The organism is Agrobacterium sp. CCNWLW155 (genome assembly GCF_036888815.1).
Taxonomy (GTDB): Bacteria; Pseudomonadota; Alphaproteobacteria; order Rhizobiales; family Rhizobiaceae; genus Agrobacterium; species Agrobacterium radiobacter.
On record NZ_JBAKFW010000002.1, the window covers coordinates 735,244 to 752,603 of the forward strand.

Genomic DNA, 17,360 nt, shown 5'->3' on the forward strand with positions numbered 1-17,360 from the left:
GTCTCTATTTGCCGGCGCGTGCATGGCTGCCGATGAAGGTTTCCACGGCTTCCAGCTCTGCATCCAGAATGTCGAAACGCTCCTCCCGGTTCATAATGTCAGCTAACCATACTGGAAGCGCAGGCTCGATTGCGCAAGCGGATTTTACAGCGGCCGGGAATTTAGCCGGGTGAGCGGTCGACAGGACAACCATCGGGCTTCCCGCTTTTTCGTGCTTTTCCGCCACGAAAACACCGGTCGCCGTATGCGGATCGATGAGGTAGCCGGTTTTCTCAAGCGTGTCGCGGATCGTTGCCGCCACCTGCTTTTCGGTGGCGCGGCCGGCGCGGAAATCCTTCTTGATGAATTTCAGGGCATGGGGCGGAATTTCAAATGCGCCGGACTGCTTCAACCCGTCCATCGATGCCTTCACCGCGGCGGAATCACGGCCATAGGCTTCAAACAGCAGCCGCTCGAAATTCGAGGAAATCTGGATGTCCATCGAAGGCGAGGTGGTGGGCTTGACGCCGCGCATCTCGTAACGGCCGGTCTTCAGCGTGCGCGCCAGAATGTCGTTGTCATTGGTGGCGATGACGAGCTTGTCGATCGGCAGGCCCATCTTCTTGGCGACGTAACCCGCGAAAATATCACCGAAATTGCCTGTTGGGACGGTGAAGGAAACCTTCCTGTCGGGACCGCCGAGCGAAAGCGATGCGGTGAAGTAATAAACCACCTGCGCCATGATGCGCGCCCAGTTGATGGAATTGACGCCGGAAAGCTTCACGCCGTCACGGAACTTCACGTCGTTGAACATTTCTTTGACCAGCGTCTGGCAATCGTCGAAATTGCCATTGATCGCCAGCGCATGCACGTTGGAGGCGGTGGAGGTCGTCATCTGGCGCTGCTGCACCGGGGAGACCTTGCCGTTCGGGAAAAGGATGAAAATGTCGGTGCGCTCACGCCCGGCAAAGGCGTCGATTGCCGCACCGCCCGTGTCGCCGGATGTGGCGCCGACAATGGTGGCGCGCTCGCCGCGTTCGGAAAGCGTGTAATCCATCAGGCGGGCGAGAAGCTGCATCGCCACATCCTTGAAGGCGAGCGTGGTGCCGTGGAAAAGCTCCAGCACGAAGGTGTTCGGGCCGGTCTGCGTCAGCGGCACGACGGCCGGATGGCGGAAGGTCGCATAGGCGTCGTCGATCATCGCCTTGAACTTGTCGGCCGGAATTTCGCCGCCGGTGAAACGGTAGAGAACCTCGAAGGCAACATCCTGATAGGACTTGCCGCGCAGGTTGCGGATTTCCTTCTTCGACATGGAAGGCCATTTGCGCGGAACATAAAGCCCGCCGTCACGGCCAAGGCCCGCCAGAAGCGCGTCGCAAAAACCAAGCGAAGGGGCCGCACCCCTGGTCGATACATATTCCACGAGATAGTCCCTTATCCGTTACCGATTGATCGGCATCTTTTCCGCAGCGTCTTACCGGAATGAGGCGGTTGGGCAGCTAATGAAGGGCTTTTTTGAAAATTCAAGCAAAACCGAACATGCCAATCGATTTTTTCCGGCGTCGCTGCTATAGACCATCGCCAACCTGCGTGAAAGGTCAATAAACAGCGTCTCCGGTTCTGTTCCGGGACAATGGAGAGGGAATTAGAAGAGTGTCAGGGAATTTCTTGCGTTTGTCCGCCGCGATGTCGCTTCTGGCCGTCGTTGCAGGATGCAATTCCTCCAACCCGTCGGACTCGCTTGCCGTCAACCCGCCGGCCGCGCAGGCCAATGCGGTCACCCCGGTGGTGCAGGCCAACTGCCCGACGGTCACGGTTCTAGACGCCAACGCCGTGCACCGCGTCTATGCCGGCGGCGCCAAGGATGATCCGCAGAAACTCGCCTATCAGGTCTCGCTGTCAGACACGACGCGCTCCTGCACCGCCAATGAGTCGACGCTGACGGTGAACGTGCTGGCCCAGGGCCGCCTGGTTCCCGGCCCGATGGCCAAGCCCGGTCGCGTCACCGTGCCGATCCGCGTGACGGTGAAGGACGGCGACGGCGAGATTTTCGGCGAAACGACCAACTTCGCCATCGATCTGCCCGCAGGCGGGGCCGGCACCCAGTTCATCTTCAACAACGACCATGTCGCCATCCCCAACGGACCGGGCGGCGCGCCGCGGTCTGTCAGCGTTTACATCGGCTTTGCCGAGCAGGGCGCGAAGGCCAAGACCAAGCGCCGGTGATTTCGCCCGGTTGAATGTAAAGCCGGAGGCTGCTCTGCGGTCTCCGGTTTCTTGTTGCATGGCAACGAGTTCAAATGCCTGCGGCCTTCCGCAAAGCATCATTGATGCGGCTCTGCCACCCTTTGCCACCCTCGCGGAAACGTTCCACGACATCCTCATCAAGGCGCAACGTTACCTGTTTCTTAGGCTTATCTACCGGTGGGCGGCCACGCGTCTTTCTGTATTCATTAATCGCTTCGAAAAAAGCAGGTGGCAAAACGTCTCGGGCGGGGCGCGCATTTTCGAGTTCTTGATCCGTCATTTCCGGGAAATCAACGGCGTTCCAGTCCGCTTCGGTGTAGCCGCGTCCGGGTTTGAATTTTTTTAGTTTTGCAGCTTTGGCCATGGCAACCTCCTTCTTTCCTTGGAACTCGCCCTTCGGAAACTGATAATGGATATCGCTTCTGTTCCGACAGTCGCAAAAACGATAGCCATCGTTCCGTCCCGAAAATATCCGATCGCTTTGAAGCGCGAATTTCCCGGTCCGGTCAGGCTTTTCTCGATGATGGCGTTCTCCCAGTCGAAGCCATCAATATCCGCGAAGTCGAAGCCGTGCTTCTCGATATTGGCGAGCCGCTTGGGCTCGTCCCATATGATTTTCATGAATTAATGTAGCTACATTTATTAAAATATCAATGCTGCCACTCAGATCACGAAAGAAGTCCCATCACAACTTAAAAAGCGCCTTCCCACTCCGCCATTGCCGCAATCACGGCCGGCAGGTCCTGCATGCGCGAAATCACCGTTTCGGCACCCGCATCCGTCAGCCGGTCGGCGTGGCTCGGATAGGTGTGGGATGCGCCGGTGAAGCCCACGACCCGCATGCCGGCCGCTCTTGCGCCATGGATGCCGTGCACGGAATCCTCGACCACGACCACGCGGTCAGGGGAAACGCCGAACTGGGCCGCGCCATGCAGGAAGATATCCGGTTTCGGCTTCACGCGGTCGGCCCCGAGGTCCTTGGCGGAATAGATATGCGGCGCGAAATAGGGCTTGAGGCCCACCTTCGTCAGCATCATGTCGAGGCGGTGGCTGGAGGAGTTCGAGCAGATGCAGCGGGGCGTGGTCAGGCGGGACAGCGCGAATTTCACGCCCTCGATGATCTTCACGTCGCGTTCCAGACGCATGTCGAGCAGCTTTTCGGACTTGTCGAGCAGCGAGGCGGAGAGCGGAATGCTGGCTTCGCTTTCCACCTGCAAAAGAATGTTCTTCCAGGTCATGCCGGCGAAACGCTCGCCCATTTCCTCGACGGAGATCGGATAACCGGCCTCGGTCAAGAGGCGGGATTCCACCTGCGCCGCGATGATTTCGGAATCGACCAGAACGCCGTCGCAGTCGAAAATAATGAGGTCGAAGCCGCTCATGGGCGCTCCCTGTATCAGATTTGCTGGAAGAAAATGATGCCGGGCTTTTAGACCATGTCTGCGCCAAGCTCAACCGGTTCACCCGCAAGGGTCGGTCCCATCAGGCTCATGGCTGGCAGGGATGCGGCAAGTGAGCGGGTTTCGAATATTCGGCGTTGCGCCATGTGATGGCGCAAAAACCGCTACACACGGCCGCGCCATATGCGTTATGGGATGTTATGCCCAAGACAGTGAAAAACGCCCCCGAAGACACCATTGCAGCACGCATCAGCCGCACGCTTGCCGACCGTATCGTTCGCGGGGAGCTGTCGCCGGGCGAACGTCTGAGGCAGGATCACATCGCAGCCGAATTCGGCGCGTCGCATGTGCCGGTGCGCGAGGCATTCCGCCGGCTGGAGGCGCAGGGGCTGGCGGCCAGCATCCCGCGCCGGGGTGTCCGGGTGGCGGATTTCGGCCTTGACGATGTGCGCGAAGTGGCGGAAATGCGCGCCGCCCTTGAAGTTCTGGCGCTGCGCCACGCCATTCCAAACATGACGCCTGCCATTCTCGATCAGGCGGAGGCCGCAACGCTCGAAGGCGATAGCGCCGTCGATGTGCAGCATTGGGAGGAGGCCAATCGCCGCTTCCATCGCCTCATCACCGCGCCCTGCAACATGCCGCGCCTGATGGAGGCGATCGACGGCCTGCATGCGGCGAGCGCCCGCTTCCTGTTTTCCGCCTGGCGGGCCGGCTGGGAGCGCCGCACCGATACCGACCACCGGGCGATCATCGATGCGCTGCGCGGCGGCCGCGCCGAGGAGGCGGTGCGTATTCTGGACGGACATGTGCAATGGATCGGCCGCAAGGCGATCCGCACCTCGTCCGGCTCGGTGCGCGACGCCTTCGCCATCGTCGGATAGGGTGGGCCCTTGACCGTCCGTCTCCGGCCCCACCACCTTCTCTGCATGCTCACCTATGTGGGCAAGGGTTATACATCAGGCTTCGTTGAAAATTACGACCGCGTCGCCACCCGGCTGAATGCCGGCGAGGAAGATATCGAGCTGGTGGATGGCCCGGACGATATTTGCGAGGGCCTGCTCTGTGAAAGCCATGCCCACTGTTTCAACGAAGGCGTGGTGCAGCGGGATGAGATGGCCCGCCTTTCGGTCTCGGCGCTTTTGGGTGAGACGCTGACCGCCGGCAAGCGGCTGCAGGCGACACCGGACTTTCTTGTAAAGATGCGTGTGGCTTTCGCTGCCGGCGAGATCAGGCAGGCCTGTCGCGGCTGCCAGTGGATAAGGCTGTGCGACCGCATCGCGGCGTCAGGCTTTGCGGGTGTGAAAATCGGCGAGCCGTTACCAACCGTGGCGAAGGATGCGGCGCGTTTTTCGAAGCATCCGATGCTCAGGCCCAAATATGGGTCGTCTGGCCGGAAACACTGATGACGTTTTCTCCATCCTCATTCCTGTGCTTGTCACAGGAATCCAGCCAGCCCAAGTCTTTGGGCTGAAAGAACTCTTCCCGTCGTGCAGACGCACGTCGGCTGGATCCCTGTGACAAGCACAGGGATGAGGGAGGGAGGCAGGCGGAATGAGGAGAGGGGCCGCGCCGTGCCGATTACTCTGGCACACTCGTCTCGGTTCTCTCGGCGGCCTTGACCGTCGCCTTGATCTCCTTTGGCTCGCGGCCGGATTTCTTGTCGTAGCTCACCTTCACCGAATAGTCGCCGGGATGCAGGGTTTCCTGATGCTGCGTGCCGTAACGGCCGGAAATCTCCTTCTGCGTGCCCTGAAGATCCCTGGTCGTTTCGACGATATCGATCCGTTCGGCACCGGGGGCCTTGATTGCGAGAACACCCGCATCGAGATCGATTGTAATTTCGGTTCGTTTTCCGGCCGTCACGGTGAATGGCTGTTCCACCGTCACTTTGCCGAGACGGGCGCGCATGACGAAATCACCGGCGGGCATTTCCATCATCTTGCCGGCGCCGTAAATGCCGTTGATGGTCTCACGCGTGCCATCCAGCGTTTCCTTGGCTGACATCGCTTCGAAACGGATATCATCCGTTTCCACCGCCCTGCTGCCTTCCGCATAAACGGCCTTGGCGATCACCACGCCGCTCGGAATGACAAGCTCGTGGCTGATCTTCTCGCCTGCCTTGATGGCCAGTTTCTCCTCAGCCCGCGCCGGGCCGATGCGGCCGGTGAGGAGGACTTCGCCCGCGGGCACGAAGACAGTGTTCTGGCCGTAGACGCTATCCTTGAAATCATCCCTGGTGATTTCGGTTTTCGCCTGTGTTTCCACATCGCCGCCGGGGCTGCGTTTCGGTACGATCGTCAATTCCGCCGCATCGAAATTCACCTTCGGCCTCGCAACGTTTCCATCCCTCACCTCGAAGGGCACTTCGCGGGTCACATTGCCCAGCGCCGCCACGCCGACATATTTGCCCGCCGGCAGCTTCGCCTCGAAGGTGGCGTCATAGGAGCCGCCGGCATTGTCGTCGGTGCGCCCGCCGGCGCGGTCGGCCTTGTAGAAATCCCACCGCACCCGGTCGCTGTTGCCGAGCGAGGGGCCGCCATCGAACAAAACCGCGTCGGTGATGACGTTATATTGCGGGGCCGGTTGCTGCGCCTGCGACGGCGCCGGCAGCGCCGTTGCGAAAAGCGCGGCGCAAACGACATTCATGGAAAAAGAAGCCATTTTCATCACGGACCCCATTGCGGATTACCCCCTGCCAGAATGGCTCTTCCTGCCGCGCCGATATGCGGCGACAGGAGAACCCGTTGTGCACAACGTTTTTGCCGGACTTCGGGTTCCCCGCCGGCCGCCGCAAATCGCTCCTGCGCGCCGCAACAGCCATTTATTTCGCATTTTCCGTGACTTGTTCAGGCTTTGATAACCATCTTCGGTAACCATAAGCCTCAGTAGAGAGTAAGCGTATGGAGCGAGTACCAATGGCAGCAGTTTTTCCGCTGGCCGATTTTCGGCGTGCCGGTTTTGATCGTGCGGGCGAGAGTGACGCCTGGAAAGACAGCATCATCAAAGGTGATTGTGTCGCTGCCTTGGATGCCCTCCCGAGCCAGTCGGTGGATGCGATTTTCGCTGACCCGCCCTATAACCTCCAGCTTGGCGGCACGCTGCATCGTCCCGATCAGTCGCTGGTCGATGCCGTCGATGACGAGTGGGACCAGTTCGCCTCCTTCGAGGCCTATGACGCCTTCACCCGCGCCTGGCTGCTCGCCTGCCGCCGCGTGCTGAAACCGAACGGCACCATCTGGGTCATCGGCTCCTACCACAACATCTTCCGCGTTGGCTCCATGCTCCAGAACCTCGATTTCTGGATCCTCAACGATATCGTCTGGCGCAAGACCAACCCCATGCCCAATTTCAAGGGCCGCCGGTTCCAGAACGCCCATGAGACCATGATCTGGGCCAGCCGCGATCCGAAAGCCAAGAACTACACCTTCAACTACGATGCGCTGAAGGCCTCCAATGACGACGTGCAGATGCGCTCCGACTGGCTGTTCCCGATCTGCAGCGGCCATGAGCGCCTGAAGGGCGACGACGGCAAGAAGGTGCATCCGACCCAGAAGCCGGAAGCTCTGCTGGCCCGCATCATCATGGCCTCCACCAAGCCGGGCGATATCGTGCTCGACCCGTTCTTCGGCTCCGGCACTACGGGTGCAGTTGCAAAACGCCTCGGCCGTCACTTCGTCGGCATTGAGCGCGAACAGGATTACATCGACGCGGCATCGGCCCGCATCGCCGCCGTTGAGCCGCTCGGCAAGGCGGAACTGACCGTCATGACCGGCAAGAAGGCCGAGCCGCGCGTTGCCTTCAACACGCTGGTGGAAAGCGGTCTCGTCCGTCCCGGCCAGGTGCTGACCGATGCAAAGCGCCGTTATAGCGCCATTATTCGTGCCGATGGTACGATTGCATCCGGCGGGACGGCCGGCTCCATTCACCGCCTCGGCGCGAAGGTGCAAGGTCTCGACGCATGCAACGGATGGACGTTCTGGCATTTCGAGGACGGCGACGCGCTGAAGCCGATCGACGATCTCCGGACGATCATCCGCAGTGAAATGGCAAAGGCCGAATAGTCGAAAGCCCAAAAAGCCGAAGACGGACGATCCACCGCCCGCCCTTGTCAGAATACGTCTCTGTCCGGTTTAGTACCTTCAGTCCCGGATGGAGAACGACCAACGCCCGGCACTTCGGTGTCGGGCGTTGGTATTTTCGAGTATCTTATTTTAGCCAGACAAGTTTCGCGCAAGAGACGAGCAATACTGTCTCAAATCAGAGCAGTGGTTGTGAAAATCCAGTCAGGACAAATCACAAAAAACATTGCGTCCGATGCCGCTTGCGGCAGGACTGGCGCAGGCCGGAGACCGCCATTTCCGCCTGCGCCAATTTCTTTTCCCGATATGTTTTGACAAACTTTGCCAAATTCTTCACTCTCCCATCAAAGGGAGATGAATATGGCGACCATGAACATATCGCTGCCTGCACCCATGAAAGAATGGGTTGAGGCCCAATCCAGGACAGGCCGTTATTCGAATGCGAGCGACTACGTGCGAGACCTGATCCGCAAGGATCAGGAGCGAGGCGAAAAAATCGCGGCGATGCAGCATTTTGTGGATGAGGGATTGCAGAGCGGTGCCGGGCATCGCTCGCAACAGGCCTTGTTCGCCGAGGCTGAAGCTCGTTCCATGAAACGCAAGATCGGTTGATCGTGGGCTTTCGCCTGTCTCTGCTCGCGGAAGAAGACGTCATTCGCATAGCCGAAGAAGGCATCGCGATATTCGGGCTGGCGCAGGCGCAAAAATATCACCGGGAACTCTATGAGATATTTGAGCTGATATCTCTCAACCCACGCATGGCACGCGAGCGGCACGAGTTGTTACCGCCGCTGCGTATCCATCGGTTCAGGGCACACCTGGTTGTTTATGGCGTGGGAGCGGACGATGATGTCTTGATCGTCCGCGTCCGTCACGCACATGAGGACTGGGTCAACGAGTCGTAGCAGGCGGGGCACGCACGTCACCATTTTGCACGGCAGCTCGCTTACGCTTCCACCCCATAGGCCCGCAAATCCTGCTTCAGCTTTTCCGCACCGGTGAAGTGCACGGCCTGCCAGCCGGCTGCTTTCGCGCCTTCGACATTGGCGAGTGTATCGTCGATGAAGATGCTTGCGGCGGGGTTGAGGCCGAATTCTTTGGCGTGCAGATCGTAGATTGCCACATCAGGCTTCAACAGCTTCACATCACCGGAAACGGTGACGCCGCGCGGCAAAGTGAGGAAGGGGAACATTTTCTGCGCCTCGCGGAAGGTGTCGGAGGCGAAGTTGGTCAGCATCGTCACGTCGTGGCCGCCGTCGATCAGGGCAACCATGATCGCGACGCTGTCATCGTAGGAATGCGAGACCATTTCGTGCCAGAACTTACGGAAGGCGCGAATGTGTTCTTCCCGCTCGGGGAAGCGTTCCACCAGCAGCGCCTCGGCATCCTCCCAGCGGCGGCCGCGATCCTGTTCGAGGTTCCAGTCATGGGTGCAGACATTCTCGAAGAACCATTGGCGCTCGTCGGCATCGGGAATGAGACGGCTATAGGGAATATGCGGATCGTAATGGATCAGCACCTTGCCGATGTCGAATACGATATGCTCAATCTTGGTCATCGAAATTTCCTGCGTTCATCGAATGCGGATGGAATAGCTTGGGCGATGACTTTTTTCATCACCGTTGGCAGCGCCTGCGCGTCAAGATTTGTAACCGGCTCCCACCATCCGTCATCCGGGCGGGTTTGAAGGCCGTCCGGCGCCTGCGCGCGATAGACGGTGAGCCGCAGTTCGAAATGGGTGAAGACATGCACGATGACGCCCGCCGCCTGCCAGCCGGCGGCAAAGGGCGCATGGCTCGCCTCCGTGCCGCCATCCATGCGCGCGGTCCATGCGGTGGTCGGCACCTCGGTCATGCCGCCGAGAAGCCCGCTTTCGATGCGCCGCCGGAGCAGGATTTCGCCGCTCGCATTCACCGCGACGAAGGCGGCCCCGAGCCGCACCGGCTTTGCCTTCTTTGCGGCCTTGACCGGAAACCGTTCCGGCTCGTCATGGGCAAGCGCAAGACAGTGGCCGTTGAACGGACAGAGCGCGCAGGCCGGCCGTTTCGGCGTGCAGATCGTCGCGCCAAGGTCCATCATCGCCTGGGCAAAATCGCCGGGCCGATCAGGGGGCGTAAGCTCGGCCACCTTCGCTTTCATCGCCGGTTTGGAGCCGGGCAGGGGAGCATCGATGGCGAAAAGGCGGGAGATGACGCGCTCGACATTGCCGTCCATGACAGCCGCCTGCCGGTTAAACGCGATGGCAGCAACAGCCGCGGAGGTATAATCGCCGATGCCGGGAAGCTTCTTCAGGCCTTCTTCCGTATCCGGAAAGACGCCCCCATGTTCATTCGCCACGGCTTCCGCGCATTTTTTAAGGTTGCGGGCGCGGGCATAATAACCGAGCCCGGCCCAGGCCGCCATGACATCCTCGACCGGTGCCGCCGCCAGATCGCTGACGCTTGGCCAGGCGGAGAGGAATTTCAGGAAATAGGGTTTTACCGCCTGCACCGTCGTCTGCTGCAGCATGACCTCGGACAGCCAGACATGATAGGGATCGGCGCGGTTTCCTTGTCTCGCCTTGGCGGGAGACGTGCGCCAGGGGAGCTCGCGATGGTGCCGGTCATACCATGCGAGAAGTTGTTCCGCTGTCGGACGTGATATTTGTTGCCGCGTATGTGTGTTCATCGCCGCTGAACATAGACACGGTACGGCAATCTGCAACAGGAGACCCGTTGCTGTGACGTGGAAAACCGTGTCCGGTGACGAACGCCCGACATCGAAACCCATGATCCGATTTTGGAGGAACAGCCCCATGCCGAATGCGCTGCTGGATAATATACCCCAACCGCTGCTTTATGTTATCGGCGTTCTGTTGGCCCTGTGCCTGATTGGAAGCCTGCTGAATCATATTGGCCGGCTGTGTTTCGGGCGGCAGAACAGCGTGGCGTTTGTGGTTTCCCGCCTCATCGGCGAAGTCCGTGAACTGGAGAAGATGAGAGGCAAGCCCTCGCGCCGCTTTCGAATTATCGAATCCGGTTTCTGGGCAATTTTCTGCCATGGCCTGTGGATATACCTCTCCGTCGTCCTGACCTGCATGTTGGTGATTGCCGTTATCTCGGATAAGCCGGGAGTACCACATCTGAAGTTTTTGGCTGGGGCTTATTTCCTCTTTGGACGTTTGGTGGCGGGAGTGATACGCTTGGGCGCCTGCCGGGACTGGCGACGATTCCGCGCATTGTTGCGCGGAGAAGAAGATGACGATGGCGCGACCGCTTGAGGTCGCTTGGCCTCTGTCGAGGAGAGTATGAAGAAACCCGCAGATTCATTCCGCAAAGGCGTCGTGCAGATCGCCGAAGTCGCCAATGGCATCATGGACCCCGTGTTATCGAAACGGGCGGGTATCAACACCGCGCTGCTCGGTTCCTGGGACGAGATCGCCGGTGAGGATTTTGCCGATTGCACGCGGCCGGAAAAGATCACCTGGCCGCGCCGCGACGAGGGCCCGGATCGCGGCGGTTATCAGCCGGGCGTGCTGACCATCGCCTGCGAAGGCGCGCGCGCTTTGTTCCTCACCCATGCGCAGGGCGAACTTATTGCCCGCATCAACGGCTTTTTCGGCTTTCCGGCGGTGCGCCAGATCAGGATCGTACAGAAACCGGTCTCCCAAACCATTCACCGTCGGGGCAAACCGCAGCCCCTGCGCGGCGATGCGGCAAAACGTCTCGACGACATGATGGAGGGTATCGAGAGTGAGGCGCTGCGCAAGGCGGTGGAGAGGCTCGGCACGGCGGTCTTGCAGAAGAAGCCGAGGGGCCGGGCGATTTGATCGGTCCGGTTGTCCTTGACTGGTCACAATTCTTTGACAAGAAGAGTCCAAAACCCCGCTTGTGATGAACGGGCCGTCGCTATATCGGAATCAACGGACAATAGAGTCTATTACCAACAGGTGCTTTCATGCATTTTCCCGAACTGACCATTTCCCGTCGCAGCCTTCTCGGCGGCGTTGCGCTTGCTGCCGTTGCCACGGCCCTGCCGTTTGCCTTCATGCCCGGTATCGCCGAGGCGCAGGAATTGCCTGAATCCACCGGTGACGTGGATATGGCTGCGGTGATGAAGCCCGGCCCGCTGCCGGAAGCCGCACTCGGCGATGCCAACGCACCCGTCAAGATCGTCGAATATATGTCGATGACCTGCCCGCACTGCGCCAACTTCCACAACAAGACCTTCGAAGAGATCAAGAAGAAGTACATCGATACCGGCAAGGTTTATTTCGTGCTGCGCGAATTCCCGTTCGATCCGCGCGCCGCTGCCGCCTTCATGCTGGCGCGCTGCGCACCGGAAGGACAGTATTTCCCCTTCGTTTCCATGCTGTTCAAGCAGCAGCAGAGCTGGGCTGTCGCACAGGATGCACGCGCCGCCCTGCTGCAAATGTCGAAAATGGCCGGTTTCTCACAGGAGTCTTTCGAGGCCTGCTTGACGAACCAGAAACTTCTGGATGATGTGAACGCAACGATGCAACGCGGTGCGACGGAATTCGGCGTCAACTCCACGCCGACTTTCATCATCAACGGCAAGAAATACGCAGGAGACATGTCGGTTGAATCCATGTCGGCTGTCATCGACAAGCTGCTCTGATCGCCGAAGCCTTAAAGGAACGGGCGGCGGATATTTCCGTTCGCCCGTTTTTTATTGCCGTTTTTCTGTCTGGAGCATGGCGGCATGAAGTTTAACAAGCTCCGCGTCGTCGGTTTCAAGTCCTTCGTCGAACCCTCCGAATTCATCATCGAGCCGGGCCTGACCGGCGTTGTCGGTCCCAACGGCTGCGGCAAGTCCAATCTGGTGGAGGCGCTTCGTTGGGTGATGGGCGAAAACTCCTACAAAAACATGCGCGCATCCGGCATGGATGATGTCATTTTCTCCGGTTCCGGCAACCGCCCGGCCCGCAACACCGCCGAAGTCGGCCTCTATCTCGACAATTCCGACCGTACCGCGCCTGCCGCCTTCAACGATGCCGATGAAATTCAGGTGACGCGCCGCATCGAGCGCGAAAACGGCTCGGTCTACCGCATCAATGGCAAGGAGGCGCGCGCCAAGGACGTGCAGCTTTTGTTTGCTGATGCCTCCACCGGCGCGCGCTCGCCCTCCATGGTGGGGCAGGGGCGTATCGGCGAACTCATCAACGCCAAACCGCAGGCCCGCCGCCAGCTTCTGGAAGAGGCGGCCGGCATTTCCGGCCTGCATTCGCGCCGCCACGAGGCCGAGCTCCGCCTGCGCGCCGCCGAGACCAATCTGGAGCGGCTGGAGGATGTGACCGCCCAGCTGGAAAGCCAGATCGAAAGCCTGAAACGGCAGGCGCGGCAGGCCAACCGCTTCAAGATGCTGTCAGCGGATATCCGCGCCCGCGAAGCGACCCTGTTGCATATTCGCTGGGTAGAGGCGAAGGAAGCCGAGGGCGAGGCGGAAAGCGCGCTTAATCAGGCGACCAACATCGTCGCCGAAAAGGCTCAAGGCCAGATGGAAGCGGCCAAGCAGCAAGGCATCGCCAGCCTGAAGCTGCCGGAACTGCGCGAAGATGAAGCGCGGGTGGCCGCCGCCCTGCAACGCCTGCAGATTGCTCGCACCCAGCTGGATGATGAGGCAAACCGCCTGCTGCGCCGCCGCGACGAGCTGGCGCGCCGTCTCTCGCAGCTTGGCGAGGATATCGTCCGCGAGGAACGTCTTGTTTCGGATAATGCGCAAATCCTTGCACGGCTCGATGAGGAAGAGGCCGAACTCCTCGAAATCCTCTCCGATTCCGGCCGCCATGCCGAGGAGATGCGCGAAGCTTTCGAAACCGCCGCTATCAAACTGGCCGAAAGCGAAGCCGTCTTTACTGCAATCACCGCCGAGCGGGCCGAAGCGTCCGCCGCCCGTCAGCAATTGGAGCGGACGATCCGCGATCTTTCCGATCGTAAGCTGAGGCTGGAACGGCAGTCGCAGGAGGCCTCCGCCGAGATCGAGGCCATCCATGAAAAACTCTCCGGCCTTCCCGATCCTTCGGAACGGCGGGAAGCTGTCGAGGCGGCGGAGATTGCGGTCGAGGATGCCCTGATCGTCGCTGACGAAGCCGAGGCCGCTGTCGCCGAGGCGCGTTCCGCCGAAGCGCTGGCGCGCGGGCCTCTGGAAACGGCGAAAAACCGGCTGAACGCGCTCGATACGGAAGCACGCACCATCACCAAAATCCTTGCCTCCAGCGCCGCCGCCAATGGCAGCTTCACGCCGGTGGCGGAAGAAATGACGGTGGAGCGTGGCTTTGAAGCGGCGTTGGGTGCCGCCCTCGGCGACGATCTCGAAAGCCCGCTTGACGCCGCCGCCCCCGCCTATTGGGCCGGCAATGGCGACGGGGCGGGTGATCCCGCCTTGCCGCAGGGCGTGACGCCGCTGCTCGATTACGCCCAGGCGCCAGCGGCTCTCCGGCGCGCGCTTGCACAGATCGGCGTCGTCTCCGGCACGGCGGAAGCCCAGAGACTACTGCCATCACTCAAGGTCGGCCAGCGGCTGGTGACGCGCGAAGGCGCGCTGTTCCGCTGGGACGGCCATATCGCCAGCGCCGATGCGCCGGGTGCTGCAGCACTTCGCCTGTCGCAGAAGAACCGTCTCGCGGAAATCGAAGCCGAACTGGATGAGGCCCGCTCCATTCTGGAAGAGGCCGAAGACCAGCTTGCCGCCAGAACCGAGGACATAAGAAGCAGCGAGTTGCGGCTTTCGGAAGTGCGTGACAGAAGCCGGCTTGCGACCCGCCAGCTTGCCGAGGCGCGCGAGGCGCTGACATCAGCCGAAAGGGCTTCCGGCGATCTTCTGCGCCGCCGGGATATCGTCTCGGAAGCGCTGAACCAGATCGGCGCGCAGATCGACGAGATCGCCGTTCAGGAAGAAAACGCCCGCATCGAAATGGAGGACGCGCCTGATCTTTCCGTGCTCGATCTCCGCCTGCGCGAAAGCCAGCTGGAAGTCGCGACCGACCGCGGCCTTCTGGCGGAAGCCCGTGCCCGCCACGAAGGCGTGAGCCGCGAGGCGGAAAGCCGTCAGCGCAGAATTCAGGCGATAGGGCAGGAGCGTTCCACCTGGCAGTCGCGTGCGGCAAGCGCCGCCGACCATATCGCCACGCTGCGCGAGCGCGAGGAAGAGGCGCGCGAGGAAATCGCCGAGCTGGACATAGCGCCCGAGGAATTCGACGAGAAACGCCGCAACCTCCTCAACGAATTGCAGAAGACCGAAGACGCCCGCCGGGAAGCCGCCGACCGGCTGGCCGAGGCGGAAAACCTGCAGCGCGCCGCCGACCGGGTGGCTGCAACGGCGCTTTCGGAACTGGCCGAAGCCCGCGAAAAGCGTGGCCGTGCCGAGGAGCGGCTGGTCTCCGCCCGCGAGAAGCGGCAGGAAACCGAACACCGCATCCGTGAAACGCTGAATACCGAGCCGCATATGGCGTTTCGCCTGACGGGCCTTGGTCCTGACCAGCCGAAGCCTGACATTCGTGATGTCGAACGCGATCTCGACCGGCTAAAGATCGAACGCGAGCGGCTGGGCGCCGTCAACCTGCGCGCCGAGGAAGAGCAGGCCGAGCTCTCGGCCAAGCTTGCGGCGCTCATCAAGGAACGAGACGACATCATCGATGCCGTTCGCAAGCTGCGCGCCGGCATCCAGAACCTCAACCGAGAAGGCCGCGAACGGCTGATTGCCGCCTTCGATGTGGTCAATTCGCAGTTCCAGCGGCTGTTCACCCATCTTTTCGGCGGCGGCACGGCGGAATTGCAGCTGATCGAATCCGATGATCCGCTGGAAGCGGGGCTGGAAATCCTCGCCCGTCCGCCCGGCAAGAAACCGCAGACCATGACGCTATTGTCAGGCGGCGAACAGGCGCTGACGGCGATGGCGCTGATCTTCGCGGTTTTCCTCACCAATCCCGCGCCGATCTGCGTGCTGGACGAAGTGGATGCGCCGCTCGACGACCACAATGTCGAGCGTTACTGCAACCTGATGGACGAGATGGTGGCTTCCACGGAAACCCGCTTCGTCATCATCACCCACAATCCCATCACCATGGCGCGCATGAACCGCCTCTTCGGCGTCACCATGGCCGAACAGGGCGTGTCCCAACTGGTGTCTGTTGATTTGCAGACTGCCGAACAGCTGCGCGAAGCCGTCTGAGGCGGCTTTTCCGGGAGCCAGCCCCGACTTTTGCTCAATGTGAATTTATCTTGCCGTATCACCCATTCGGGTGAGCGACATCACGCGGCATTTTGATATGTTTTCCCCAAGAGCCAAAGGGTTCTCTCCAGACCCCACCATCCGGTTTCCTGTACCGGATGGAATGCCTTGCGAGGCCGCTGCCGTGGCCTCGCAAGGCTTTCTTTTCCGGGTTCACAGAGTGAGGTGGCTGTATGGCTGGTAGTCGTTTCCGGGATGCAAACCTCCTCCGTCATACCGGCCTTGAGCCGGTATCCAGCCAGCCCAAGTCCTTGGGCTGAAAAGACTCTTCCCGTCGCGCAGACGCGCGTCGGCTGGATTCCGGCTCAGGGCCGGAATGACGGAAGGAGGAGACGCAGCGAATCCATGTAAACACTTGGCCTGCTGCAACTGCCAATGGCGCAGTTTGCGAATTTCTCCACGCATGATGCATGGAGGCCTACCATCACTCACCCCGGCACCAGCCGCAGCCGCGTGCCCCAGGGGTCGATCGCTTCCACGACATTGTTCTCCATCTCCACCAGCACGTAACCGGCCGCCCGCAGCCGCGTTTTCTGCGCCTCGAGATCGGCGGGATTGCGAATGGTGAGAGAAAACCAGTCGAGGCCGGTTTCCATGGCGTTGCGTTCCTTCGCGCCGCGGCTGTTCCATGTATTCACCGCCAGATGATGGTGATAGCCGCCGGAAGAGAGGAAAGACGCGTCCGAGCGCGCATCCTGCGTCGGTCGCAGGCCGATGGCCTCTTCGTAGAAGGCGCGGGCGGTGGCGATTTCGCCGACCCGCAGGTGAACGTGCCCGATGCGCATCCCCGCCGGGGCTGTCTCATAATCGCTTCTTTTGGTGTCGGTCAGCTTCACGAGATCATCAATATCGAGTTGTTCGGTGCCCATTTTCACCACGCTGCCGCTCCAGACCCAGGTGTCCTTCGGCCGGTCGCTGTAAACCTCGATGCCGTTGCCTTCGGGATCGTTGAGATAGATCGCCTCACTGACATTGTGATCGGCAAAACCTGACAGCGGCACCTGCTTCAGCGCCGCATGCACCAGCCAGCGCGCCAGATCCTTGCGGGAGGGCATCAGATAGGCGATGTGGAACAGGCCGGCGGAGGTGGGGCTTTCGAAATCCGCGGCCGGCTTGTGGACGAGATCGAGCAGCGGAACAGTGCCAACGCCGAGCGTCACGCCTCTGGCCGTGCGTTCCACCTCGTTCATCCCGAGAACTGAACGGTAATAATCGATCATCGGATCGAGTTCGCGCACCCGAATTGCGGCCTGGCCGATATGCATCGGCGTCGTCAGCGCAAAGGGAAGGGCAGAGGCGGCCCCTGCGACGGATACTGCGCCTTCGGCTCTGAGCGCCCCGGCAAACGCGCTGGCGGCGCAGGAAATTCCGGCAAATTTAAGCGTATGGCGGCGGGTAAATTGCATGAATAATCTCTTTGTCGGCG

The 17,360-nt window shown here is 60.7% G+C and carries 19 protein-coding genes; 11 read left to right on the forward strand and 8 right to left on the reverse strand.

The genetic code is table 11. From position 1 onward, the window contains the following. Positions 1–4 precede the first annotated feature (4 nt). On the reverse strand, positions 5–1,402 hold the full coding sequence (thrC, locus tag V6S97_RS12130) for a threonine synthase (protein WP_334426882.1): 1,398 nt from the start codon (positions 1,400–1,402) through the stop codon (positions 5–7). 263 nt (positions 1,403–1,665) lie between these two features. Between thrC and V6S97_RS12135 the strand changes: the two genes are divergently transcribed. Beyond that, positions 1,666–2,205 carry a hypothetical protein gene (locus tag V6S97_RS12135; protein WP_003509103.1) on the forward strand — a complete coding sequence of 180 codons (540 nt, stop codon included), beginning with the start codon at positions 1,666–1,668 and terminating at the stop codon, positions 2,203–2,205. Between the two features lie 70 nt (positions 2,206–2,275). Here the strand turns inward: V6S97_RS12135 and V6S97_RS12140 are convergent, their stop codons facing one another. The 3 genes from V6S97_RS12140 to V6S97_RS12150 form a co-directional block, all read right to left on the reverse strand. Further along, a complete protein-coding gene (locus V6S97_RS12140) occupies positions 2,276–2,590 on the reverse strand; it encodes a BrnA antitoxin family protein (protein WP_334426884.1) in 315 nt (104 codons plus the stop codon). Further along, positions 2,569–2,847: a BrnT family toxin gene (locus V6S97_RS12145; protein WP_003509100.1), complete on the reverse strand. Its 279-nt coding sequence runs from the start codon at positions 2,845–2,847 to the stop codon at positions 2,569–2,571. The genes V6S97_RS12140 and V6S97_RS12145 overlap by 22 nt, the downstream gene beginning before the upstream one ends. A gap of 71 nt (positions 2,848–2,918) precedes the next feature. Then, the gene (locus V6S97_RS12150) at positions 2,919–3,608 is read right to left on the reverse strand and encodes an HAD family hydrolase (protein WP_003509098.1); all 690 of its coding nucleotides are present in this window, start codon (positions 3,606–3,608) and stop codon (positions 2,919–2,921) included. Positions 3,609–3,826: 218 nt separating this feature from the next. Here V6S97_RS12150 and V6S97_RS12155 point away from each other — a divergent pair, with 218 nt between their 5' ends. Together V6S97_RS12155 and V6S97_RS12160 are read left to right on the forward strand one after the other, a co-directional pair. After that, positions 3,827–4,507: a GntR family transcriptional regulator gene (locus V6S97_RS12155; RefSeq protein WP_003509096.1), complete on the forward strand. Its 681-nt coding sequence runs from the start codon at positions 3,827–3,829 to the stop codon at positions 4,505–4,507. A gap of 45 nt (positions 4,508–4,552) precedes the next feature. Beyond that, positions 4,553–5,029 (forward strand): DUF1284 domain-containing protein, encoded by a 477-nt coding sequence (locus V6S97_RS12160; RefSeq protein ID WP_035213437.1) that lies wholly within the window; start codon positions 4,553–4,555, stop codon positions 5,027–5,029. 175 nt (positions 5,030–5,204) lie between these two features. Here V6S97_RS12160 and V6S97_RS12165 read toward each other — a convergent pair whose 3' ends face one another. Then, positions 5,205–6,305, reverse strand: a complete 1,101-nt coding sequence (locus tag V6S97_RS12165; protein WP_334426886.1) for a hypothetical protein — start codon at positions 6,303–6,305, stop codon at positions 5,205–5,207. Here V6S97_RS12165 and V6S97_RS12170 point away from each other — a divergent pair. From V6S97_RS12170 to V6S97_RS12185, 4 genes are all read left to right on the forward strand, one after another. Further along, a complete protein-coding gene (locus V6S97_RS12170; RefSeq protein ID WP_080865936.1) occupies positions 6,271–6,483 on the forward strand; it encodes a hypothetical protein in 213 nt (70 codons plus the stop codon). The two genes, V6S97_RS12165 and V6S97_RS12170, sit on opposite strands and share 35 nt — an antisense overlap. Before the next feature lie 58 nt (positions 6,484–6,541). After that, positions 6,542–7,687, forward strand: coding sequence for a site-specific DNA-methyltransferase (locus tag V6S97_RS12175; protein ID WP_003509086.1), 1,146 nt, complete (start codon positions 6,542–6,544; stop codon positions 7,685–7,687). Between the two features lie 378 nt (positions 7,688–8,065). Next, on the forward strand, positions 8,066–8,317 hold the full coding sequence (locus tag V6S97_RS12180) for a type II toxin-antitoxin system ParD family antitoxin (protein ID WP_003509084.1): 252 nt from the start codon (positions 8,066–8,068) through the stop codon (positions 8,315–8,317). 2 nt (positions 8,318–8,319) lie between these two features. Further along, positions 8,320–8,610, forward strand: a complete 291-nt coding sequence (locus V6S97_RS12185; protein ID WP_026363704.1) for a type II toxin-antitoxin system RelE/ParE family toxin — start codon at positions 8,320–8,322, stop codon at positions 8,608–8,610. A gap of 41 nt (positions 8,611–8,651) precedes the next feature. Here V6S97_RS12185 and V6S97_RS12190 read toward each other — a convergent pair whose 3' ends face one another. Together V6S97_RS12190 and mutY are read right to left on the reverse strand one after the other, a co-directional pair. Further along, positions 8,652–9,263, reverse strand: coding sequence for an HAD family hydrolase (locus V6S97_RS12190; RefSeq protein ID WP_003509082.1), 612 nt, complete (start codon positions 9,261–9,263; stop codon positions 8,652–8,654). Next, positions 9,260–10,372: an A/G-specific adenine glycosylase gene (gene mutY, locus V6S97_RS12195; protein WP_020812857.1), complete on the reverse strand. Its 1,113-nt coding sequence runs from the start codon at positions 10,370–10,372 to the stop codon at positions 9,260–9,262. Before mutY ends, V6S97_RS12190 begins: the two co-directional genes overlap by 4 nt. A gap of 127 nt (positions 10,373–10,499) precedes the next feature. Between mutY and V6S97_RS12200 the strand changes: the two genes are divergently transcribed. From V6S97_RS12200 to V6S97_RS12215, 4 genes are all read left to right on the forward strand, one after another. Further along, positions 10,500–10,964, forward strand: coding sequence for a hypothetical protein (locus V6S97_RS12200; RefSeq protein WP_334426889.1), 465 nt, complete (start codon positions 10,500–10,502; stop codon positions 10,962–10,964). 27 nt (positions 10,965–10,991) lie between these two features. After that, entirely contained in the window at positions 10,992–11,513 is a 522-nt protein-coding gene (locus tag V6S97_RS12205; RefSeq protein WP_003509079.1) for a DUF721 domain-containing protein, read from the forward strand. A gap of 128 nt (positions 11,514–11,641) precedes the next feature. Next, positions 11,642–12,322, forward strand: coding sequence for a DsbA family protein (locus V6S97_RS12210; RefSeq protein ID WP_003509078.1), 681 nt, complete (start codon positions 11,642–11,644; stop codon positions 12,320–12,322). Between the two features lie 84 nt (positions 12,323–12,406). Beyond that, positions 12,407–15,874, forward strand: coding sequence for a chromosome segregation SMC family protein (locus V6S97_RS12215; RefSeq protein WP_334426890.1), 3,468 nt, complete (start codon positions 12,407–12,409; stop codon positions 15,872–15,874). A gap of 488 nt (positions 15,875–16,362) precedes the next feature. Here the strand turns inward: V6S97_RS12215 and V6S97_RS12220 are convergent, their stop codons facing one another. Continuing rightward, positions 16,363–17,340, reverse strand: coding sequence for a VOC family protein (locus tag V6S97_RS12220; protein WP_334426892.1), 978 nt, complete (start codon positions 17,338–17,340; stop codon positions 16,363–16,365). Positions 17,341–17,360: the final 20 nt, after the last annotated feature.